Source organism: Pseudomonas sp. ICMP 561 (assembly GCF_002699985.1).
In the GTDB taxonomy this organism is placed as follows: Bacteria; Pseudomonadota; Gammaproteobacteria; order Pseudomonadales; family Pseudomonadaceae; genus Aquipseudomonas; species Aquipseudomonas quasicaspiana.
Map to the genome: position 1 here is coordinate 81715 of NZ_LKBT01000007.1, position 22405 is coordinate 104119.

General features: G+C 57.4%; 17 protein-coding genes. 6 read left to right on the plus strand and 11 right to left on the minus strand.

The window, feature by feature from the left end:
* Positions 1-35: 35 nt before the first annotated feature.
* Positions 36-2489, minus strand: coding sequence for a TonB-dependent siderophore receptor (locus tag AO242_RS07350; RefSeq protein ID WP_257153390.1), 2454 nt, complete (start codon positions 2487-2489; stop codon positions 36-38).
* Between the two features lie 217 nt (positions 2490-2706).
* Here AO242_RS07350 and AO242_RS07355 point away from each other — a divergent pair, with 217 nt between their 5' ends.
* The 4 genes from AO242_RS07355 (at position 2707) to AO242_RS07370 (ending at position 6797) form a co-directional block, all read left to right on the plus strand.
* Positions 2707-3225, plus strand: a complete 519-nt coding sequence (locus AO242_RS07355) for a sigma-70 family RNA polymerase sigma factor (RefSeq protein WP_027902034.1) — start codon at positions 2707-2709, stop codon at positions 3223-3225.
* 48 nt (positions 3226-3273) lie between these two features.
* Positions 3274-4245, plus strand: coding sequence for a FecR family protein (locus tag AO242_RS07360; RefSeq protein WP_257153391.1), 972 nt, complete (start codon positions 3274-3276; stop codon positions 4243-4245).
* Positions 4246-4485: 240 nt separating this feature from the next.
* Positions 4486-5562: a Fic family protein gene (locus AO242_RS07365; protein ID WP_099268203.1), complete on the plus strand. Its 1077-nt coding sequence runs from the start codon at positions 4486-4488 to the stop codon at positions 5560-5562.
* 341 nt (positions 5563-5903) lie between these two features.
* Complete coding sequence (locus AO242_RS07370) at positions 5904-6797, plus strand: helix-turn-helix domain-containing protein (protein ID WP_099268204.1); 894 nt, start codon at positions 5904-5906, stop codon at positions 6795-6797.
* A gap of 147 nt (positions 6798-6944) precedes the next feature.
* Here AO242_RS07370 and AO242_RS07375 read toward each other — a convergent pair whose 3' ends face one another.
* Positions 6945-8174 carry an MFS transporter gene (locus tag AO242_RS07375; RefSeq protein ID WP_099268205.1) on the minus strand — a complete coding sequence of 410 codons (1230 nt, stop codon included), beginning with the start codon at positions 8172-8174 and terminating at the stop codon, positions 6945-6947.
* 141 nt (positions 8175-8315) lie between these two features.
* Between AO242_RS07375 and AO242_RS07380 the strand changes: the two genes are divergently transcribed.
* Positions 8316-8771 carry a winged helix-turn-helix transcriptional regulator gene (locus AO242_RS07380; RefSeq protein ID WP_099268236.1) on the plus strand — a complete coding sequence of 152 codons (456 nt, stop codon included), beginning with the start codon at positions 8316-8318 and terminating at the stop codon, positions 8769-8771.
* Between the two features lie 124 nt (positions 8772-8895).
* On the plus strand, positions 8896-9180 hold the full coding sequence (locus tag AO242_RS07385; protein WP_257153392.1) for a hypothetical protein: 285 nt from the start codon (positions 8896-8898) through the stop codon (positions 9178-9180).
* 632 nt (positions 9181-9812) lie between these two features.
* Here the strand turns inward: AO242_RS07385 and AO242_RS07390 are convergent.
* The 9 genes from AO242_RS07390 to exaC all read right to left on the minus strand — a co-directional run bounded on the left by AO242_RS07390 (position 9813) and on the right by exaC (position 22191).
* A complete protein-coding gene (locus AO242_RS07390; protein ID WP_099268206.1) occupies positions 9813-13262 on the minus strand; it encodes a glycosyltransferase in 3450 nt (1149 codons plus the stop codon).
* 698 nt (positions 13263-13960) lie between these two features.
* Complete coding sequence (locus tag AO242_RS07395) at positions 13961-14686, minus strand: LexA family transcriptional regulator (protein WP_099268207.1); 726 nt, start codon at positions 14684-14686, stop codon at positions 13961-13963.
* Between the two features lie 375 nt (positions 14687-15061).
* On the minus strand, positions 15062-15589 hold the full coding sequence (gene ppa, locus AO242_RS07400) for an inorganic diphosphatase (protein WP_003317259.1): 528 nt from the start codon (positions 15587-15589) through the stop codon (positions 15062-15064).
* 111 nt (positions 15590-15700) lie between these two features.
* Positions 15701-16513, minus strand: a complete 813-nt coding sequence (locus tag AO242_RS07405) for a zinc-dependent peptidase (protein ID WP_099268208.1) — start codon at positions 16511-16513, stop codon at positions 15701-15703.
* A gap of 3 nt (positions 16514-16516) precedes the next feature.
* On the minus strand, positions 16517-17164 hold the full coding sequence (locus AO242_RS07410; RefSeq protein ID WP_027898624.1) for a DedA family protein: 648 nt from the start codon (positions 17162-17164) through the stop codon (positions 16517-16519).
* 375 nt (positions 17165-17539) lie between these two features.
* Positions 17540-17998 (minus strand): GNAT family N-acetyltransferase, encoded by a 459-nt coding sequence (locus AO242_RS07415; protein WP_027898136.1) that lies wholly within the window; start codon positions 17996-17998, stop codon positions 17540-17542.
* Between the two features lie 88 nt (positions 17999-18086).
* A complete protein-coding gene (gene eutC / locus AO242_RS07420) occupies positions 18087-18923 on the minus strand; it encodes an ethanolamine ammonia-lyase subunit EutC (RefSeq protein ID WP_176560583.1) in 837 nt (278 codons plus the stop codon).
* Positions 18924-18934: 11 nt separating this feature from the next.
* Positions 18935-20329 carry an ethanolamine ammonia-lyase subunit EutB gene (locus AO242_RS07425; RefSeq protein WP_099268210.1) on the minus strand — a complete coding sequence of 465 codons (1395 nt, stop codon included), beginning with the start codon at positions 20327-20329 and terminating at the stop codon, positions 18935-18937.
* 341 nt (positions 20330-20670) lie between these two features.
* Entirely contained in the window at positions 20671-22191 is a 1521-nt protein-coding gene (gene exaC / locus AO242_RS07430; RefSeq protein ID WP_099268211.1) for an acetaldehyde dehydrogenase ExaC, read from the minus strand.
* Positions 22192-22405 lie beyond the last annotated feature (214 nt).

A 22405-nucleotide genomic window follows, 5' to 3' on the forward strand; every position in this document is an offset into this window, starting at 1 on the left:
GTTCGCCCCGCGGTAGGGTTTTGCCCGGGCTTTAATCAGAAATCGCCCCGCAGCGTGAACATGTAGCTGCGAGGATCGCCGAACAGGTTCGAGCGGTCGGTGGCCACGGCGGTGGTGTAGTAGCGACGGTCGAACAGGTTTTCGGCGTTCAGCGAAACCTTCCAGTGTTCGTCCAGCTTCCAAGTGGCGCGGGCATCCCAGATGGCGTAACCCTGGCTGCCGAAATCCAGTCCTTCAACAGCGGCCTTGTAACCGGATTGCGCTGAAACACCGCCACCGATGGTGAGGCGATTCCAGACTCCTGGCAGGTTGTAGCTGGTTTGCAGGCGCAGCATGTGTTTTGGGGTTTCGTAGGCGACTTCGACCTCTGCGGTGTTGCGCAGCAGGTTGTAGGTGTAGCCGCCGAATACTTGCCAGCCCGGGAGTACTTCGCCGCTGGCTTCGATGTCGATGCCTTTGCTGCGCTTGATGGCTCCGTTGATGTAGCAGACGCCGTCGACATCTGTCTCGGTGCAGCCGATGTTTGAAGGGTCTGCGATCGCGACATTTTCCTGCTTGATATAGAACAGGGCCATCGACAGGTTCAGGCGTTTATCAAACAGCTCACCCTTGATGCCTGTTTCATAGTTATCACCTGTCGAGGGTGACAGTGGTGCGCCGCTGGCATCGACATAGTTACCCTGAGCGTTGAAGATTTCCGCGTAGCTCGCATACCAGGACCAATTGTCGTTGATGTCGTAGATCAAGCCCGTATAGGGCGTTACTTCGCGGGTGACCTTCGAGTTATAGGGAAGGGCGCCACCTTTATCGACATCGTAGGTGTAGTCATACCAACTGGCTCGCCCGCCCAATATCAAACTCAGCTCTTGGGTAAGGCGCAGTCGTGTATTGGCATAAACGCCCGAACGCTCTTCGGTCATGTCGATGTCCGTCATCCATGCAGGCCGGGCGGGTTTCGCGAAGGCGTGGTGATCAACGTTGAAGACATCGGTGGGGATTGTTGGCCTAAAAGTGACCGTCGATTGCTTGGTATTGGCCTCTTGCCGAGACCAAGTCGCACCCACAGTCACTTCATGGGTCAGCCCGAACGCATCGAAGTTGCCATTCAAATGGCTGTCCAGCCCGGTGCTTGCCACCTCATCCCGGCGGAACAACACCCTGCGAAAAGTCGAGCCTGCGTTGGTAACAGGGCTGATTGCGCCCTGGGCATAAGCAACCTGCTGATCAAACCCACCCTCCGAATACGTCATCGACGTCGTGTTGCTCCAGCGATCATTGAAGCGATGCTCAACCTCGGCAAACACCTCGCTCATGTCGCTCTCGTGACGGTTCCAGTCCTGCACCAACGAGGTGGAGCGGGAGATATCCAGCGAGTTGCCATTGCTGTAGCGCGGCAGTCCGTAAATCGAATAGCCGTTGATGACGTTTTCCTGATGACGCAGGCTCAGGGTCAGCGTGGTGTCGTCATTCACATCGGCTTCGACAATCCCGTACATCAATGGCGTGCGGGTGTCCCGTTCGTCAATGTACGAGCCGCTGTCCTCGTAAGCGGTGACCATGCGACCGCGCACCGTGCCGGTATCATTGAGCTTGCCGCTGGCATCGAGGTCCATGCGGTAGCGGTCCCAGGAGCCTGCGCTGGCCTGTACCGTCAGTTTGTTCTCCGCAGTTGGACGTTTGCGCACCAGATTGACCGCGCCGCCAGGTTCACCCGCACCCACCAAGAGTCCGGAAGCACCGCGCAATACCTCGACGCGGTCGTAAATAGCGGTATCAGGTTTCATCCAGCCGGTGATCTGGTAGCCCTGACCCGGCACGCCATCAATCAAAAAACTTTCAGCCAGCAGCGAGAAGCCCCGCGAGGTGTAAACGTGGCCGCCGAAGTTGCGGTACTGAAAAGTAATACCGGGCGTCTGCTCCAGTACCTTGTCGAGGCTGGTAAGTTTCTTGTCGTCCATCAGCTGTCGAGTCATGACGCTGACCGTCTGCGGTGTTTCCCGCAGGCTCAGGTTCAGTTTCGAGGCGGTGCTGCTTCCTCCCGTGGTGTAAGACCCTGTCCCATCGGTGGTCGTCCCGAGTTGGCCCGCCGCATTCACATTAGTGGCGCCCAGCACCATGGCGGAGTCGCCCGAAACCGGCAGTCTTTCCAGCACCACGGTGCGTTCGTCCAGCAGGCGCCAAGTGAAACCGCTGCCCTTTAGCAGCGTGTCCATGGCCTGGCCCAGTGTGTACTTGCCCTGCAACGCCTTGGTGCGCAGTGCGCCTACGTCGCTGGAGTTGAATATAAGACGGACGTTGGCCTGATCCGCAAGCTGAGTCAGCGCCTGATCCAGGGATTGCTCCGGCAGCTTCAGATCAATACTGGTCGATGTGTCAGCGGCCATCGCAGTGAGCGGCATCAAGGGCAGGCTGCCAGCCATGGTCAACATCAGCGTCAGGGTCAACGTGCGACCGCTGACCGGAGCAAAGAACTTGGAAGGTGCCTGCATTTCAATCGTCCGTATTGAAGAGTGGTGGTGACACGACATGAGAATTATTCGCGCCCACCCCAACGACGAATCATCCCCACCAACCTTGCCGTCGATTATTGAAATAATTTTTATTCGCGTGACGCCGATAGATCAAAACCGGCCTGGCGGGGAGATATTGATGATAACTGTTCTCAGTTGAGATAGGATGCATGCCTTACCAGCCGGGGCAGTCCGAATGTCTGTTTCACCCAACTCAAATCACTTGCTGACAGTCTTTCAGGAGCATTACAGCGACCTGTTGGCCTTTCTCGCACGTCGTCTGGGGAATGTGGAAAAGGCCGCTGATGTGGCCCAGGACACCTACTTGCGGCTGGCAGGGTTGTCCGATACGGCGCAGATTCTGGAGCCTCGGGCCTTTGTATTTCGGGTGGCGGGCAATCTGGCCATTGATCGTTTACGTCAGGAACAACGGCGCTCTGCATTGCAGGCCGATGACCTGGATGAGGACTTCTGCGACCCGATGGCATCGCCGGAACGCTCGTTTCTGGCGACCGAAGCCGTGGAGCAGCTCGACAAGGCGCTGCACCTCTTGCCAAGCAATGCACGGCTGGCGTTGTTGCTCAATCGCCTCGAAGGCATGACCCACGCGCAGATCGCTACACGTCTGGGGGTATCGGAAAGCTCGGTGGGCAAATACATTGTCCAGGCCATGCGCCATTGTCGGGATTGGCTACGCCAGTCGGAGTGCATTTAGAATGAGCAAGATGCACTCTCCACTGGCGGCTTCTTTGAGCCCATCACCATGACCGAGCCTATGAACCACGCGATGCCCAACGTTGAGCTGGAAGATCAGGCCATTGAACAATGGGTGCGGCTAACCTCGGGCAGTGCCAGTGAATCGGAGCACGCCGCGTTCGCCCGCTGGCGCCAGCAAAGCCCTGCGCATGAAGCCGCCGCCAGGCTGGCCGAACAGATGTGGCAGGCCATCCCGAAGACCCGGACCGCTGAAGTCTTCGTGCCCCCAGCCCCGCCGCAGCGCCGTCCTTTGCGTTGGGTCGCACTGGCTGCCGGACTGGGCGCGTTGGCGCTGACCAGTTTTACAGAACCTGTTCAGGTCTATTTCGCCGACCACACCACCGCAGTCGGCGAGCGCAAAATGCTCACCCTCGAAGACGGCAGCCAGGTCTGGATGAACAGCGCCACAGCGTTGTCCGTGCATTACTCGGCTAACCGTCGCGACATCAGTCTGCTCAAAGGCGAAGCACTGTTTCAAGTTAGCAAAGACGCCAACCGGCCCTTCGTTGTCCAGGCCTCTGGCGGCAGCGTGCAGGCTGTTGGCACCCGCTTTGACGTCGACCGCCAAAGCCAGCGTGTCCGCGTCGGCGTCACCGAAGGTGAAGTCAAAGTCTCTTCAGGCGGCGAAGCCGTCCCCCTGAAAGTGGCCCAGCAACTCGAGTTCGAAAGCGGCTCACCTCCTTCCACCACCAGCCCGTTGGACACCACCACCGCGGCCGCCTGGCAACGCGGCAAACTGATCTTCAACAGCCGCCCGCTGACCGAAGTCTTCGCCGACATCGAACGCTACATGCCCGGCTCACTGGTCGTCGCGGGCACCTTGCCCGACACCGCCGTCAGCGGCGTATTCAACCTCGACGACGTACCCGGCATGCTCAACGTGCTGTCCCAAACCCAGCCCGTGCGGATCTATCAACTGCCTTGGTTGACCGTGGTGATGAATGGCGAGGCGGTGAAAGAGGTTAAGGTGGGGATTTGATGGAGGTAGTACTTATTACCTCACTGTGTAGCGGTGAATAGCCTCAAACTGTGCCCTCGACTATGCCTCCAGTGTTTTCTCTGAGGACTGACTAATCTGAAGCCCTGCATCGTAGGAGGGTATGGGAGCAGTAAATGACCTTTATCACTATCTTTTCGGGAGCCAACTTTGCTGCTGTATCCGTCAGTGGAAGCAAATCTTCGGCAAACTCCGCTCGTCTGAAGCCAGGGAGGTGGAGGCATGGCATTTGATCGATCGCTCCCATACAACGATTTGCCATTGTTGCCTCCAAGTGTTGAGTTGGAGACTCGGGCAGTATTGAAACAAGCAATTGCTGCCAATCGAGCACTGGCGAACCTGCGGGGTCTGGCTGCGCGCATTCCAAACCAAGGGTTGTTGATAAATAGCATCGTATTGCAGGAAGCGCGGTTGTCTTCGGAAATCGAGAACATCGTGACGACGAACGATGAGTTGTATCGTGCGGATGCTGATGCGGATGGCAAAGCCGACCCTCACACCAAAGAAGTGCTGCGTTATCGCCAAGCGCTTTATCTGGGTTTTCAATCACTGAAAGATCGTCCTCTGAATACCAATCTTTTCATCGAGATTGTGCGCTTGATTAAACAGGTAGACCTGGATATCCGTGCCGTTCCCGGCACTGCTTTGAAAAATGACTCGGGTGATGTCATCTACACGCCGCCGGAGTCACCAGCCAATATTCGCGATCTGCTTGGCAACCTTGAGCAATTCCTGCATGCCGAGGATGATCTGGATCCGCTAGTAAAAATGGCAGTGCTGCATTACCAATTCGAAGCGATCCACCCGTTTTCTGACGGTAATGGTCGTACCGGCCGCATCCTCAACCTACTTTACCTCGTGGACCGAGGCTTGCTCGACATTCCGGTCTTGTTTCTGTCTCGCTACATTATTGCCAATCGACAGGACTACTACCGAGGTCTGCGACTGGTCACGGAAGAGCAGGATTGGGAGAACTGGATTCTGTTCATGCTTCGGGCAGTTGAGAGCACAGCGCAACAGACGTTTGATCAGGTCACTCGTGTCCTCGCCTTGATGGAAGTAGTGCGTGAGCAAGTCCAGCGCGATGCGCCGGGAATCTACACCAAGGATTTGGTAGAGCTGATTTTTCGTCAGCCTTATACAAAAATTCAGTTCGTAATTGATCTTGGTTTAGCCAAACGGCAGACCGCCTCAGTCTACCTGCAGACCCTTGCCAGAATGGGAGTGCTGCGGGAGCACAAAGCGGGCAGGGAAAAGTACTACATCAATGACGCCCTACTGAATGAGCTTACGCTCTGAAATGTCGATGCAATCGACACGTCACATGAACGTGTCGATTTTTTTCGTTTTTTTAAACATGTTTTTATGATGTGTCGATTTGATCGACACTTTGGCTTGGTAGTTTCTTATTAATCCTGATGCAAAGTCTTAAAAATAGCGGCTTCCTCAATGGTATGAGTTCCGGTGCTTTGTAAGAATCTTCCGTCAGCCTTTTACGTAATCAACTACGCCTCCCATAAACCCTCTCCCCGAACGCGCCTGCTCACTCCCGCTAATTTCTCCCTCCGATAGATGCTGACGTACCGGTCACCTGCTGGCTCAGCATCTGCTTCTGGAAGAACTAACGGTTGGAGTAAGCCATGCAGCGCATACAAGAATTACGCACCACTTTAGGCGTGCCGATGGCCGATTTTGCCAAGGCACTGGGCGTGTCTGAACAGGTTATCGGGCAGTGGGAAAGCGGCGAGGCTGAGCCCGGCGTTCCGGCCTTGAGAGATATCGCCACGCTGCTGGGCACCAATGTTGATGACCTGATGGACTTCGCCACCAGCGGTCGAAGAATCACCTCCCAGCACTGGGTACCGGGCGACGATGCCATCTTTGACGGATTCTGGGGCCGCATGGGTTTGCTGCTTCCCGGCGAAACCAATTGCACCTGGTATCCCGTTACCTTCGCGGAATATTCCCAGATTACCGACTCGCTGAGCATTGAGCATGCAGAGCCACAGTGGTTGGTGGTCAGCACCCTGAACAACCGAAAACTGCTGCTCAATCCCGCGTTGATCCGACGCATCCGCCTGCTCGACGACGCCGCAGACCGCCCGGAAGACGATGCCTGGCAACTCGGCTGGGACAGCGAACAAGGCCTGACACCGGAGCTCTATCGCGCGCTTGGTGAATACTTCACCGACGAACTTGCGTTCGACACCAACAACTCACCGGTGGCCCAACAGGTGATCCATACGCTGATCGCCCAACATGATCTGACCAGCGCGAAAGTCATGCACTTGATCAGCGATACCCACGTCCATCTCGCAAGCGGCACAACCGCCAACGTGCGCGCCGCCAACGCCGACATCTACAACCTCGTGCTGGACGCCTACGCGGGCATGCCGCTGGGCATCAGCCTGAGCACACGGGATTCGGAAGAAGAAAACCACTTCTCGCCGTCGCAAGTGGCGTTGGTGGACATCCCGCTGCTTCAGTATCAGACGGCGGAGATTGAGGCATCGGCGGAGATGGAGGGCGTCTGACGTAAGACCGGGCCGGCCGGTCCTACAAGATGGACGCAGATCCTGTTGGAGCGAGGCTTGCCCGCGAAAAAACGATTGCGAGGTGTAGCTGACCCACCGAGTCGACTGATTCGCGGGCAAGCCTCGCTCCAACGGGAAAGGGGCTAATCACGAACGCCCCGCAACTCTTGTCCATACCCAAAACCCAAGCGCCACAAGACTAATCGAGCCCCCCAACAAACATACCGCCACCCAGCCCCAACGTGCATAAACCTGGGTGGCCGCAACCGCCCCTAGCGCACTTCCAAGCGAGTAAAAACACATGTAAGCACCGACCAACCGACTTTGCGCGTCGGGCCTCGCCGCAAATATCAGGCTCTGATTAGTGACATGCACCGCCTGAACCGCGAAATCCAGAACGACCACTCCGACAATCAGTGCGAGCAACGATGTTTCCGCGAACGCGATAGGCACCCAGGACAGCGCCAGCAATGCCAAAGCAATCCCCGTAATGCGCTGTTCCAAGCCCTGATCGGCCCAGCGACCAGCCCTCGATGCCGCTAACGCGCCCGCTATCCCGGCGAGGCCAAACAAGCCAATCTGCGTATGCGAAAGACTCAACGGCGGCGCACTCAGCGGCAACACCATCGCCGTCCACAGAACACTGAACGCAGCAAAGATCAGCAGCGCAAAAACACCCCTGATCCTTAAAGCCGGCTCGGTGACAAAAAGTGTGAACGTCGACAACAGAAGCGCCCAATAGGTGCTTTCAATACGCGGCAAACCTTTGCTCGGGATAGCCCTCCACAGCACAACGGCCAGGGTCAGCATCAACCCCGCGGAAACAAAATAAACCGCCCGCCACCCGGCCAGATCAGCAATAAGCCCTGATGTAAAACGCGCAAGCAGGATCCCCAAGACAATCCCGCTCGTTACCGTGCCAACGGCCTGCCCGCGTCGTGATGGCGTTGCCAGCGCAGCGACATAAGCCACGACCACTTGAACAACCACCGCCATTAGACCGACCAAAATCATCGCACCCAGCAAGGCCGACCATTGCTGAGCAGACCCGACCACTATCAACGCAACAGCCGACAGCAACACTTGAGTCAGGATCAAAGCCTTGCGATTGATCAGATCACCCAACGGCACAATAAAAACCAAACCCACGCCGTAGCCAACCTGAGTGGCGGTGACCACGATGCCGATCATGCCTGGGTCGACGCCGAGGCTTTGAGCCATAGAATCAAGCAACGGCTGCGCGAAATAGACATTGGCAACGGCCAGTGCGCAGGTGATCGACAACAGCAGCGTCAATGCTGGAGATATCTCGGGAGTGCTCTCCGACCGGGCTTCACAAGAGTCGAGCTCGCTTGCGGCATTGATATTGGAGGCCATGGATCCATCCTTGATGCTGATTCCGGTTTCAATTGAAAACCACTTCATTGATTTCTACCAAGTCCGGTTTTAATCTGCAACCAGTTTTTCATGGCGTTGCTGCTGGCGAGACTTCCTCTGATGGCTGATCGGGAACCCAAAATGGCGAATCATTCAACTGTCCAAGGCGACGAATGCCCAGTGGCAAGAACCCTGGAAGCCATCGGCGATCGCTGGTCGCTGCTCATCATCCGCGACGCCTTCGACAACGTTCGACGGTTCGGCGAGTTTCAGAAAAACCTCGGCATGGCTAAAAACATCCTCGCCGCACGCCTGAAAACCCTCGTCGAACTGCAGATTCTCGAAATCCACCCCGCCTCAGATGGGAGCGCCTACAAGGAATACGTGCTGACAGAGCGCGGCCGTGCGGTCTTTCCCATCGTCGTCTCGATGCGCCAATGGGGAGAACAGCACCTGTTTCAGACGGGCGAAGTGCATTCGGTGCTGCTGGATAAAGCGCGTGAGCAGCAAGTGGTTGAGTTAGAGGTTCGGTCTGCAGAAGGGCGACTGCTTGGGCCGGAGGATTGTTATCGGGGGCGGGTGGTTAAGGGGGCGTAATGGCGGGAAGACTACTCATCAACTCAGCTCACCCCAAACCGGACAAAAGCACGCTATAGCGTGTGGTCATCCGGGCGGCAGCATTGAAAAATGGCTCGCAATTACGCAAGGACTCGAGCCATTTATGAACTGCAATGAATCCGCTTCACCTCCTGAAACGCTGACCAAGCTCCAAGTCGTCAGCGCTATGTACGACTATCTGATGACAAGCTGGGAGGAGCTGCCTGACAAGAACAAGCGGGCATTGGGGTTTGATTTCGTTGTAGGGAGCGAAGGTGAGGAGGCCGCCCTGAATCACTTGGCCCGGCTGTTCATGGAGTATGCGGATTTGTCGTTTCGACGGGCATTGGTTGCCAGGCGGAGAAGGCTTGGTCTGGATGCTTATTCAGACTCCGCATCTGCTGGTTGATGAGTTGTTATCCAGGCCGTTTGAAAAGTCTCAATCCACACATAGCCAAACGCTTACACATGATAGAGAAAAACTGCCATTTGCAGACCTGCCCGACAGGCATAGTCTTGTATTCAACCACTGACGAGCAGGAAGCCCGTCAGGATCAAGGATGATCGACCATGAAAGGATGCCGCCGACAGGGAGTTGGAATGGTACTGGACAAAAAACCCGCTTCGGCGGGTTTTTTATTGATGCCTTGTTTTGCCGGTTTTTTTGCGCTTAACACTTCTGTCCCGCCCCAGTGTCTGTTTGCGAAAACGCCTCAGTTCTAATCGGCTACTTAGCAGCGATTGAAGGAGGTATTGCAGTGTTTACTGTGTGTCGCGGTGTAGTGCAGTTTTTCCCGAAAAGCTTCCAGTCGAGCGCGGGAGGCACGAAGAATTTCATTTCAGGTAACAAAGCCGAGCTTCAGGTTCGGCTCATCATGAAAGCCGTCCCAAGATTTGACAGGCCTCAGTGCATTGGTAAACCGCTCAATGACTACCCCCGACCAGCTTGGCAAAGAGCGGCTTCCCCGGGGAAATGCACCGTTTGTGCACCCCCGATACAAAACTCCGTTCCATACGGTTTTTCGATAACAAACGGGCCATTCAATCTGCCAGCCAGGCTCCTCGCCACGCCAACAGGTGTTCTTCCCTGAGCATCCAGTTATCGAGTACCAGGCTGCGCAGGGCATCTCCGGCCCCGGCGCTGGCGTCGGGTTCGGCGAGATGTTCGCGAATAGCGGCAATCCAGTCTTTTGGCTTGTTCCTGACCCGGGTCACCGGCAAATCGCCGCGATAACAAAGGATGTCCGAGCAGATCACCGGGAAGCCACAGGCGCCGTATTCCAATAATCGTAAATTGCTTTTGCAGGCGTTGAAAAAGTTGTCTTCCAGGGGGGCCAAAGCCAAGTCCAGGTTTAAGCTGGCCAGATATGCCGGGTACTTCTCGATACTCACGCCCCTATGAAACTCGTGGACATAGGGACGCAGTGCCGGTGGACACATGCCCATAAACACCCATTCCACTTCCCCAGCCAGTTCACGAACCACTTCGGCAATCACTTGCAAGTCATCGCGGTGGCTCGAGCCACCTGCCCAGCCGACCCGAGGCTTGCGGCCTTGTTGGCGATGGGTGATCAGGCCGCTCCACCACTGGCTTGGCAGGCGGTTCTCTACCACGCGAATGTCGGCGTTAAAACCCTTCAGCGCATTGGCCAGTGGCTGGGTCGACACCACTAACCGGTCGCACAGCCCCACGACTTTTTTCAGGCGCTTGGCGATGTCTTCGGGAAGCAGTTCGCGGGTTCCGTTGCCGGTGGGCACGTCGAGCATGTAGTCATCCAGCTCGTAAACCTTGAAGGCCTTGGAGAATGCCTTGGCGTCCTGGATCATTTCCAGCTGAGGTGTTGTGAATTGTCGCTGGAAAATGATCGTGTCCGGCGCCATGCGCTCAAGCTCTACCGGTTGACGCAGCCAGTCGCTCACCGCGCCCTCTACCAGTTGCGCGGCTTTCAGGGCAGCGAAGGGCTGGCGTACCCGATAATGTCCGCTGCCGAAAGAGTCGCCGGGGTAGCACAGCGCGTAAGGCAACGGGCGACTGGCGAACGGTTGCCAGCCGCCCTCGCTACGGGATTCGTGCGCGAAGCCGCTGCCTTCCAGGGTCAGGTTGCGGTTGTAGGCCGGGTCGTTGGCGAGCTGCGGCAGCCAACGCCGGTACATCACCGATTGTTCGCGCTTGAAGCGTTCTCGCTTGGCTTCCAGCTTGGTCGTGTCAACCTTGTTCTGGCTCACGTTGGCTTCATGCATGAGCACCGCATAAGGCGTCCAGACAATCAGTTGCCCGGCCTGGCCGACTTTCAGGCACAGGTCTACGTCGTTATAGGAAACCGCCAGGCTAGCCTCGTCCATTCCTCCCACCTGGTGATACAGCTCGGTGCGGATCATCAGGCAGGCAGCGGTCACCGCGCTGTAGTTCTGGTCAACCTGCAAACGGTGAAGGTAGCCGTTGGACTGCATGGGGTCGCCGACGAATGGGTGGTCTGCCACGCCGCGCAAGCCGAGTACCACGCCTCCATGCTGGATAGTCCCGTCGAGGAATAATAATTTGGCGCCGACTATCCCCACTTCCGGCCGCTGAGCGTGATGGAGCATCGCGCCAAGCCAGTCCCCGTCAATGACGGCGGTGTCATTGTTGAGCAGCACCAGGTAATCGCCCCGGGCCTGGCTGACGGCAAAATTGTTGATTGCCGAATAGTTGAAAGGGTGAGGGTAACGCAGGATACGCACCTTGGCGTCGTTCAGGCGCTCCATACCCGTTAACCAATCCTGGGCTTCGGCGGTCTCACTGTTGTTGTCGACGATGATCAGTTCGTAGTTCGTGTAGCGGGTTTTCTCCATTAAGCTTTCGATGCAGCGCATCAGCATCGGCAGCTGATCTTTTGTGGGGATCACAATGGACACCAACGGCTGCCCGGCGTGTTGGTAAACGACCCGGTTGGCCATCGGCAAGGGGCCTGCGTGCAGTTCATGAGCCACGCCCAGGCGCTGCAAGTGCGCCTCGACGATTGCCGCGGAGTGCGCGATGACCTGGCCTTCGCCGAGCCACTGGCCGAAGTTGATTACTTGGTGTACCAGCACTTCAGCGAGATGCCCGACGGTGCCTAGCCCATGAGTTTCAACTAGCCGATAGAGCAGGTCATGGGGCGCCAGTTCGGCGAAGGCGGGATCGAAGCCGTCGGCACCTAGCACGGCCTCGCGGCTGAAGGCCAGGGCTCGACCGACATACGGATAACTTCGCAACAGGTCCAGGTTCAGATCCGGCTTGAACACCGGATTCTGGCATCCAGTTGCGGTCAGCGAGTCTTCATCGCTATAGCAAACGCTGACGCCGGGGTTCAGGGCGATGCCCTCGGCGAGCAACAGCAGCGCGTGGGGGGCGAGTTCGTCGCCGCCCCGCAGCAGGTAGCACCAGTCGGTCTGGATGTCCTGCAGCAGCTCATTGAGCTGGCTCGGCCAAGACTCCGCCAGCGGCAGCCAGACCAGATTGTCGGTCGGCGTCACCCCTACCGGTTCGGCATTGGACAGCACTACGATGGCCGCCGCCCCGTAAAGCTGGCGGTCGATGCTTTCCAGACTGGAACGCAACAGCGCAATGTCACCGGTGGTATCCGTCAATACCAACAACACATCCGGTTGACTCGGCCAGCTCGCAAGTCGCGTCGGCAAACCTTCGAACTCGGCGGCAGTCAGTTGCCGGGTGTCCAGCCAGCGCCGATACAGGTTGATATTGCGCTGCTGTTTGCCGAGATCCGCCAGCACGCCGAAAAAGCGTTCAAAGGCGTGTGCCAGTGTGCCGTTGAGCTGACCACGCTCGGTTTCGAAATCTTTGCCCGTCAGTTGTATCCTTTCCAGGGGGGACAACGCTTCGGTGCGCACGAAGAACATGGCGCCGGCAAAAAAATCCGCCTCATTGATTCGTTGTTGATCAATGCCGGCACGTTCGGCCAGGGTGACCAGGTGCGTGCGTTCGCTTTCATCGAGGTTTTTGATGACCGGCAGCCGGTACTTATCGATGCCAAGCATTGGATGGTGCGCCGGGTCGGCAAGGTATTCTACCGATCGGCGGAAGCGTACCGGGCTTAGCAGATCATCGAAAAGGTCATGGGCAGAGGAGTTAGTCACGCCCAAGTGCACCGTGCGCCTGGTGTGCAGCTTGATCAGTGTGTGGATGTTATCGGCACGTAAAAACGGCAGCACCCGCAGGAATGGTAAAACATCCCTCCCGTGATCGGGCACCCGGTACAGCGAATAACTCAGCCCGCTGGCCGCTAACTGGGTACGTACCGTATCGTCACGGCCGGTCACGCAAGTTACGTAGAGGTGCAGGCGTTCTTGCAGGTGAATCAAACGGACCAAAATGTCTCGCAGCACATCGGGCTGACAGACATGAATGACCACGCCAACTGGCGGCTCACCGTTTTCGAGAGAGGGATGCTCCATGACCAGCACTTCAAGCTCCTCGATCAACGGGTCATTACGCCTCGTACGATCTTGCATACCTTTCCCTCTAGCGTCTCAATGAGTAAATAGCCGAAAAACAACGCTATAGCCCGATTGCAACCTGCTGAGTTCTTCATGTCAATGAAGTTATCGTCAGGGTCGAGATAGGGGGCGTAATAGAGACTGATCAGAAATAGTTGGCGGGTAAGGTGGTCGCGCGATTGCCAGGCAGATATTCCTGTGCGTCCTCGGCAAGGGCCGTCATGGCGGTGAGGACCATCTGACACAGGAATGCCTGAAACTACCGAAGAGCCAAGCTATCAGGAGAGATTCTTGGGCGGGGCAGGGTTATTCGTAAGAAATTAAAAAGCCGGCTTGTGGCCGGCTTCTCAAGGACGAACTTGGTTTGTTTTTGGCAAACCGTGCTCGCCTTTAACAGGTGCGCTCAGCGAGTGGCGCTAATTAGGATGGTGACGCTGACCAGGTTTCAGTCTGGGCGTAACCGTCGGCGTCGAGGCGTTGTGTGCTTCGGGTCGGGATGGCGCAGAGGATACTGATGTTCGCGGCGCTTGCCCAGTCTTGAAACACTTTGTTGGAAGATCCGTCGTTAAGGCTGCTGGAGAAATGAAAGTCCATCTGACGCGCCACGATTCTCTGTAGGAGCTGCCGAAGGCTGCGAAAGGGTTTTCATGACTGAACGATTCGCAGCCTTCGGCAGCTCCTACAGACAGGTGACCACCCTGCGATGGATCAGCTCACCGAAACGCTATCCCATGCCGCCGCGTGTTCAGCGTCGACCACCAGAACACCCAGCCCAGCACGCGTATACCTTGTTGCTCGATCTGTTCTGCCGTGAACAGCTCGTCGGGGTATTCGGCGCTGTTGTGGCTGCGCAGGCGCAGGCCGTTGCCGGGTAGGCGGTAGAGGTATTTCACGCGCAGCATGCCACCGTGTTCCAGGGCGTACATTTCGCCGTCGATGATTCGGGTCAGGCCGCGGTCGATGCCGAGTACGGAGCCGTCCTGGATCTTGTCGGCCATGCTGTTGCCGATCATGGCGACGCAGATGGCGTTGTCGATGTTGATATTCATGCTTTGCAGCACATGCAGCGGCAGGCGGATTTTCTTGCCGGGGGCTTCAGCGATAAGGGTGTCGCCGGTGTCCGATTCGGTTTCCTTATAGACCGGCACTTCCACGTCGCTGCGCAGCGAGCTGCGGTTGGAGTGGCGGGACGCGCCGCTGTCGCCGCCATTGTTTTCATTGGCCGAGTCGCACGGATGCTTGGGGCCTTCGCCCGTGCGCAGCCACCGTGCGTTGACGGTTAACAGTTCAGCCACTTCGTCCAGACGGGCCATGGGGATGCCCCGCTTGAACCAGTTGTTCACATGCTGAGGCGTGACCTTCCGGTTGGCGGCGAAGTCCGTGGCTGAGAGGTGGCACTCCCGCAGGAGGGCGCGTAGTCGATCACCTGATGTATTCATGACCCTGAGTTTACGGCGCTCGTTAGCGGGTTTAAATAAACGAGGTGTTCAAATGAGCGGTGTGTCTAATTGTCCTGCGAGCCCCGGGATTACAGGGTTTGACGGGTTTTGTAGGGCGCTTCTGTCATTGGTTTGTGGCGGGTAAACAGTGCGGATTTTGTTCAGCGCGCAATGGCAGGCCTGGAGGTCTGTTTATCGGGTTTAACGGGGGAAGTTATTTGTTTGGCGGGTGTTTACTGAAAAAACTGATTGTTTTCGCAGAACGATCAATCGGCATGAATGTTTGCCGGGAGCGTTTTAAAGAAGCGGAGGGTTTTGCGAGGGATGTTAACGGAGCATCTGTTGCAGATGCTCCGTTGACGATGCAGCAATCGATCAGCCTTTGTAGGCAGCAACCGATTTGGTGATCTCGGCACGGGCGGCGTCTGCGTTGCCCCAGCCTTCGATTTTCACCCATTTGCCTTTCTCGAGATCTTTGTAGTTCTCGAAGAAGTGCTTGATCTGCTCCAGCAGCAGTGGAGGCAGGTCGGTGTATTCCTTCACGTCGACGTACAGCTGGGACAGCTTGTCGTGTGGGACTGCGATAACTTTGGCATCGCCGCCGCCGTCGTCGGTCATGTGCAGGATGCCGACTGGGCGGGCACGGATAACCGAACCTGGAGTAACCGGGTAAGGGGTCACAACCAGCACGTCGAGGGGGTCACCGTCGTCAGCCAGGGTGTTCGGGATGAAACCGTAGTTGGCCGGGTAGAACATCGGCGTCGCCATGAAACGGTCAACGAACAGGCAATCGGAATCTTTGTCGATTTCGTATTTGATCGGCGCGTGGTTGGCCGGAATTTCGATCGCGACGTAGATGTCGTTCGGCAGGTCTTTACCGGCCGGAATCTTGCTGTAGCTCATTGGGCATTGCCCCCCTTGATTGACCAGACGGCTTTGGCTGGTTACGCCAAAAAGTGGGCCGGATTATAGGCATATTCTGTTGGTGTTGCTACGCGTGGCAGCCTGCAGGGGTTAGTCCTGATTCTGGTAGGAAGGTTCATCACGCTGCAGGTTTTGCAGGCGGCTGAGCGGGTCCTGACGATAGAAGGCTTTGAGCTGCTGGTAGACCGCCGGGTAGGCGTCAATCAATAGATCCGGCGCGCAGAAGAAGTATTCGCTGGTCACGGCGAAAAACTCGGCCGGGTCTTCGGCGGCGTAGGGGTCGATGGCGGTTTCGATGTCTGGATCTGCATCGAGCTGGCGGTTCATGTCGTCATAGGCGTGTTGCATGACGCTGGCCCACTGGCTGACCTGCATGTCGTCATGAAGCGGCGGCAGACCGTTGGCGTCGCCGTTGAGCATGTCGAGTTTGTGCGCCAGTTCGTGGATCACCAGGTTATAAGGCTCCCAGTTGCCGCTGGACAACACGCCGGGCAGGGCGAGGATGACCGGGCCTTGCTGCCAGGCTTCGCCGCTGTGCTCACCGTCCCACTCGTGCTCGATGCCGCTGGGATCGCGATGGCGCTGCGGGCTGACGAAGTCGTCGGGGTAGATCACCAGTTCGTGAAAGCCCTGATACCAGTTCAGGTCGCCAAGGTTGAGCAATGGCAGTTGCGCCTGCGCGGCGAGATGCAGGCGCTGTTCGTCACTGAACTCAACGCCCGGCAGGCAGGTGATGTGCTTGTCTTGCAGGAACAGCACGCTGTTTTCAAGCAGCAGGGCGTCTTGCTCGGCGCTCAGGCCATCAAGGATTGGCAAACCCTGACGCACCCGCTGCCACAGTTCGGCGGCAACGGGGCTTTTGGCCAGCCTGCGTTGCCGACGCCATTGGCTGAATGACCACATCCCTTAGCGGGCGTCCGCCGAGCGAGTCATGCGACCGCGAACCACGCTGATGATCATCGGCAGCAGCGAGATCACGATGATCGCCAACACCAATACCGACAGATTCTTCTTGATGAACGGTACGTTGCCAAAGAAGTAGCCGAGGGTGACCAGGCTGCCGACCCACAACACCGAGCCCAGCACACTGAAGCCGAGGAAGCGCGGGTAATGCATTTTGCCGACGCCAGCGACGAAGGGCGCAAAGGTGCGAATGATCGGCAGGAAGCGCGCGAGGGTGACGGTCTTGCCGCCATGTCGGTCGTAGAACTCGTGGGTGCGGACCAGATAGTCGCGGCGGAAAATCTTCGAGTTAGAGTTCTGAAAGAGTTTTTCCCCTACGGTGCGGCCAATGATGTAGTTGGTGCTGTCACCAAGGATCGCCGCCGCCATCAGCAGGCATGCCAGCAATACAGGATCCATGGCGCCACCGGCGGCTACCGCGCCAGCAATGAACAGCAACGAATCACCCGGCAGGAACGGCATGACCACCAGACCGGTTTCGCAAAAAATCACCAGAAACAGGATCGCGTAGACCCAGGTGCCATAGTTGGTTACGAGTAAATCGAGGTACACATCCAAGTGCAGAATCAGGTCGAGCGGGTTGAAATCCATGTATGGCACCAATAGCGGAGACCCAGACCGGGTCACGTGCGGAAGTAACTACTGAGGAGGTTGCGGCGGGATTATAGAAGCAGAATGTTGATCGGGGGGGATATGTTGGAGCGAGGCTTGCCCGCGATGAGCGATTGCGCGGTCTGTCTGGCGTAACTCCGCGCCTGAATCGCGAGAAAGCTCTGCTCCCGCAAGAAGTAACGGTGGAATTCGGTCCCTGTTGTCATGTGGCAAAGCTCATCTTGAGCCTGGACACCGCACTGGTGGGAGCGAATTCATTCGCGAAGAGGGCGGTACATTCAATACATTTGTGTCGCGTGCGCTACCGCCTTCGCGAATGAATTCGCTCCCACAAAGTAGATTCCTATAACCGTTTCAATCCTCACTGATCGGCAGAACGTAATTCTTGAACTGGGTGTCTTCGCGAAACCCGATGGATTCGTATACCTTTTGCGCCACTTCGTTGTTGCTGCTGGTCGATACGCGCATGCGGACGGCCTGGGTGTCTTTGGCCATTTTCTTTGCGGTACGCATCAGGTGGTCGGCCACCAGTTGGCGACGGGCATCTTCGGCGACATAGATGTCGTTGAGGATCCACACGCGTTTCAGCGACAGCGAAGAATAGCTCGGATACAGCTGACAAAAGCCCAGCAGCTTTTTGTCATCGTCGGCAGCCAGCGCCAGGTAGATCACTGATTCATCCCGGCTCAGGCGTTTTTCGAGGAAGGCGCGGGACGAATCCGGAAACGGCAGTTCGCCATAGAACTCGCGGTATTTGACGAATAGCGGGGCTAGCAGGTCCAGGTGTTCCAGTGTGGCTTTAACGATCCGCATGGTTGAGCCTCAACTTCTCGATGACAAATGTTCCATCAGGCTTGCCGCCCGATGCTGCCGAATGAGTTTAGAAAGCGCAATCTAATGCTCAGTCCGATGGCCCTGCCAGTAGAAAGTTGCCTTTCGTGTTCAACGGCTCATCGGATTCCAGGCTGTTGAGTTGCGCGTCGTCCTTGAGATTGACCCCGGATATACCCCGCGTGCAGGCCTCTCGCATCAAGTAAAGCAGACGATGCGCGGCCATTGCGTAACTCAGCCCTTCAAGTCGTACATTCGAGATGCAATTGCGGTGCGCGTCATTGAGACCGACTTTGGGGGCGTAGGTGAAATACAGCCCCAAACTGTCTGGCGAGCTGAGGCCGGGACGTTCGCCGATCAGGATCACCGACATTTTCGCCCCGAGCAATTCGCCGATTTCGTCAGCAATCGCGACCCGGCCTTGTTCCACCAGAATCACCGGTGAAAGCGTCCAGCCTTCGGCGCTGGCCAGTTCTTCCATGCGCGCCAGAAACGGCACCGTGTGGCGATGTACGGCCAGAGCCGACAATCCATCGGCGACCACTACAGCCACATCAATCCCGCCGGGATGTGCCGCTGCGTAATCGCGAAGGGTTTGCGCGGAAGCCTCGTCCAGACGACGGCCCTTGTCCGGGCGTTGCAGGTAGCTGTCGCGGTCGGTTGCGGCGCTGTGTAAATGCAGGGTCTCGCGGTTTTTGGCGGTCAGTTGTTCGCTGAGCGCTGCGTGATCGAACGGCAAATGCACGGCATCCCGAGCCTGCGCGTGGGCAAACTGGAAATCCAGTTGCGCACTGGTGGGCAGGCTGGTACCGGTGCGGCCCAGGGCGATTCGCGCGGGTGTCAGGCGGCGCAGTTCCAGCCATGGGTTTGGCGTGTTGTCGGGTCTGCTTTCAGGGAGATCGTCCATCAACTCGTCACTCATGCCAGGTGCGCCAAGGCGTTGCGAAAGGCGGGCGGCAGGCTGTCACCGAAGCGTATACGGCCATCGGCCTGGGTGAAGATGCCCATTTTTTCCAGCCAGGCTTCGTATTCCGGTGCTGCACGCAGGCCCAGTGTTTGCCGGGCGTAGAGTGCGTCGTGGAACGAGGTGGTCTGGTAGTTGAGCATGATGTCGTCAGAGCCGGGGATGCCCATGATGAAATTGATGCCCGCCACGCCCAACAGCGTCAGCAGGGTATCCATGTCGTCCTGATCGGCTTCGGCGTGGTTGGTGTAGCAAATGTCGCAACCCATGGGCACACCCAGCAGCTTGCCGCAGAAGTGATCTTCAAGCCCGGCGCGGATGATCTGTTTGCCGTTGTAGAGATATTCCGGGCCGATGAAACCGACCACGGTGTTGACCAGAAACGGGTTGAAGTGCCGGGCCACGGCGTAGGCGCGGGTTTCGCAGGTTTGTTGATCGAGGCCGTGATGGGCGTTGGCCGACAGTGCGCTGCCCTGACCTGTCTCGAAATACATCAGGTTCTGGCCCAGCGTGCCGCGATTGAGGCTCAACCCCGCTTCATAACCTTCCTGCAACAGATTGAGGTTGATGCCGAAACTGGAGTTGGCCGCTTCGGTGCCGGTAATCGACTGGAAGACCAGGTCCACCGGTACGCCGCGGTTGATGACTTCAATCGAGGTGGTGACGTGGGTCAGCACACAGGCCTGGGTCGGGATTTCATAGCGCTGGATGATTGCGTCGAGCATTTCCAGCAGGGCGACGATGGACGAGGTGCTGTCCGTGGCCGGGTTGATGCCAATCATGGCGTCGCCGTTACCGTACAGCAGACCGTCGAGAATGCTTGCCGCGATACCTGAAGGTTCGTCGGTAGGGTGATTGGGTTGCAGGCGTGTCGACAGTCGACCGCGCAGGCCCAGAGTGCCGCGAAACTTTGTGACCACACGAATCTTCTGCGCCACCAGTACCAGGTCCTGAACGCGCATGATCTTCGACACAGCAGCGGCCATTTCCGGCGTCAGGCCAGGGGCGAGGGCGCGCAGGCTGGCTTCGTCGGCTTTATCGCTGAGCAACCAGTCACGGAAACCGCCGACAGTCAGATGGCTGACGGGGGCGAAAGCCAGTGTGTCGTGGGTGTCGATGATCAGTCGGGTGACTTCGTCCTGTTCATACGGGATCAGCGCTTCTTCAAGGAAGTGCTTGAGGGGAATATCAGCCAGCGCCATTTGCGCGGCAACCCGTTCGCCATCATTGAGCGCCGCTACGCCCGCCAGAAAATCCCCGGAGCGCGCCGGACTGGCCTTGGCCATGACGTCTTTGAGGCTATCAAAGCGATACGTCTGTGCGCCGACGGAGTGGGAAAAGCTTGCCATACAGAATCTCCATGACGCCCCGGTTCAAATACGGGGCGAAGGCAGCAAAGTAAGCAATTAATACTCCATCACGGGCCAAGGTGCCAATTACCGGGGGCGGCGTGTCGTGAATGCAGTGGGTGGCGGCGTTTTGTGAACTGTTTTGGGGCGTTAAGCTCTCTGTGAACTGGAATGCAATCCTTCCTGTGGGAGCTGAGCTAGCTCGCGATAAGGCTGGACACGGTTCACTTCAGATCGCATCCAGCCTTATCGCGAGCAAGCTCAGCTCCCACAGGGATTGGGGGTGGCTCCAAAAACACCAATGGCCTCCGAAGAGGCCATTGGCAGTCAATCAACCCGTCTTAGAAAAAGCCCAGCGGGTTGGTGTCGTAGCTCACCAGCAGGTTCTTGGTCTGTTGGTAATGCTCAAGCGCGACTTTGTGGGTTTCGCGGCCAACACCGGACTTCTTATAGCCACCGAACGCCGCGTGCGCTGGATACAGGTGATAGCAGTTGGTCCACACACGACCAGCCTTGATCGCACGGCCCACGCGGTAGGCGCGGTTGATGTCCCGCGTCCACAGGCCCGCACCCAGGCCGAACTCGGTGTCGTTGGCGATGGCCACTGCTTCGGCTTCATCCTTGAAGGTAGTCACGCTGACCACCGGACCGAAGATTTCCTCCTGAAAGACGCGCATCTTGTTGTTGCCTTTGAGCAGCGTCGGCTGGATGTAGTAACCGGTTGCCAGATCGCCTTCCAGTTTCTCCACTTTGCCACCCGTCAGCAGCTCGGCACCTTCGCCCTGGGCGATTTCCAGATAAGAGAGGATTTTGTCGAACTGCTGCTGCGAAGCTTGCGCACCGACCATGGTGTCGGTGTCCAGCGGGTCGCCGCGTTTGATCTTCAGGACCTTCTTCATCACCACTTCCATGAACTGCGGGTAGATCGACTCCTGTACCAGCGCGCGGGAAGGGCAAGTGCAGACTTCGCCCTGATTGAAGAACGCCAGCACCACGCCTTCAGCAGCTTTTTCGATGAACTCGGGCTCGGCGTTCATGATGTCTTCGAAGAAGATATTCGGCGACTTGCCGCCCAGCTCGACGGTGGACGGAATAATGTTATCCGCCGCCAGCTTCATGATGTGCGAGCCCACCGGGGTCGAGCCGGTGAAGGCGATCTTGGCGATGCGCTTGCTGCTGGCCAGGGCTTCGCCCGCTTCACGGCCATAACCCTGCACGATGTTGAGTACGCCGGGCGGCAGCAGGTCGCCGATCAGTTCAACCAGCACGCTGATACCCAGCGGGGTTTGTTCGGCAGGTTTGAGAACTACGCAGTTACCGGCAGCCAAGGCTGGGGCGAGCTTCCAGGCGGCCATCAGGATCGGGAAGTTCCAAGGGATGATCTGCCCGACCACGCCCAGCGGTTCATGAATGTGATAAGCCACAGTATTACCGTCAATCTCGGCTGCGGTGCCTTCCTGAGCGCGTAGTACGCCTGCGAAGTAACGGAAGTGATCGACTGCCAGCGGGATGTCGGCATTCAGGGTTTCGCGGATGGCCTTGCCGTTGTCCCAGGTTTCAGTGATCGCCAGGATTTCGAGATTCTGCTCGATACGGTCGGCGATTTTCAGCAGGGTCAGTGAGCGCGCCTGAACAGAGGTCGATCCCCAGGCGTCGGCGGCGGCATGAGCAGCGTCCAGGGCTTTGTCGATGTCTTCGGCCGTAGAGCGCGGGAAATCAGCGATGGGCTTGCCGGTAATCGGCGAGGTATTGGTGAAATATTGACCTTTGACCGGCGCAACGAACTCGCCGCCAATATAGTTACCGTAGCGCTCTTTGAAGTTGACCAGAGCGCCTTCAGTACCGGGGTGTGCGTAACGCATGGTGATTTCTCCTGATTTTTTGTTGTTGGGAGAGCTGACAAGACAGTAGCTCCGAATCGTGCGGTTGTTCAAGCGTAGAGCAAAGGGTGCAAATACGCTTTTGTAGGAGCGCGCTTGCCCGCGATGCAATTTCGACTTCGACATGTGTGTAGGCCGACACAATGCTGTCGCGGGCAAGCGCGCTCCTACCGGGTGTTGATACTAAGTGCCATTT

Coding starts and splice junctions, on each gene's coding strand:
- AO242_RS07425 (WP_099268210.1), bottom strand. CDS start 20,329: ATGGCAAGCTTTTCCCACTCCGTCGGCGCACAGACGTATCGCTTTGAT.
- AO242_RS07350 (WP_257153390.1), bottom strand. CDS start 2,489: ATGCAGGCACCTTCCAAGTTCTTTGCTCCGGTCAGCGGTCGCACGTTG.
- AO242_RS07405 (WP_099268208.1), bottom strand. CDS start 16,513: ATGTGGTCATTCAGCCAATGGCGTCGGCAACGCAGGCTGGCCAAAAGC.
- eutC (WP_176560583.1), bottom strand. CDS start 18,923: ATGGACGATCTCCCTGAAAGCAGACCCGACAACACGCCAAACCCATGG.
- ppa (WP_003317259.1), bottom strand. CDS start 15,589: ATGAGCTACAGCAAGATTCCGGCCGGTAAAGACCTGCCGAACGACATC.
- AO242_RS07415 (WP_027898136.1), bottom strand. CDS start 17,998: ATGCGGATCGTTAAAGCCACACTGGAACACCTGGACCTGCTAGCCCCG.
- AO242_RS07385 (WP_257153392.1), top strand. CDS start 8,896: ATGAACTGCAATGAATCCGCTTCACCTCCTGAAACGCTGACCAAGCTC.
- AO242_RS07370 (WP_099268204.1), top strand. CDS start 5,904: ATGCAGCGCATACAAGAATTACGCACCACTTTAGGCGTGCCGATGGCC.
- AO242_RS07355 (WP_027902034.1), top strand. CDS start 2,707: ATGTCTGTTTCACCCAACTCAAATCACTTGCTGACAGTCTTTCAGGAG.
- AO242_RS07375 (WP_099268205.1), bottom strand. CDS start 8,174: ATGGCCTCCAATATCAATGCCGCAAGCGAGCTCGACTCTTGTGAAGCC.
- exaC (WP_099268211.1), bottom strand. CDS start 22,191: ATGCGTTACGCACACCCCGGTACTGAAGGCGCTCTGGTCAACTTCAAA.
- AO242_RS07395 (WP_099268207.1), bottom strand. CDS start 14,686: ATGAATACATCAGGTGATCGACTACGCGCCCTCCTGCGGGAGTGCCAC.
- AO242_RS07390 (WP_099268206.1), bottom strand. CDS start 13,262: ATGCAAGATCGTACGAGGCGTAATGACCCGTTGATCGAGGAGCTTGAA.
- AO242_RS07360 (WP_257153391.1), top strand. CDS start 3,274: ATGACCGAGCCTATGAACCACGCGATGCCCAACGTTGAGCTGGAAGAT.
- AO242_RS07365 (WP_099268203.1), top strand. CDS start 4,486: ATGGCATTTGATCGATCGCTCCCATACAACGATTTGCCATTGTTGCCT.
- AO242_RS07380 (WP_099268236.1), top strand. CDS start 8,316: ATGGCGAATCATTCAACTGTCCAAGGCGACGAATGCCCAGTGGCAAGA.
- AO242_RS07410 (WP_027898624.1), bottom strand. CDS start 17,164: ATGGATTTCAACCCGCTCGACCTGATTCTGCACTTGGATGTGTACCTC.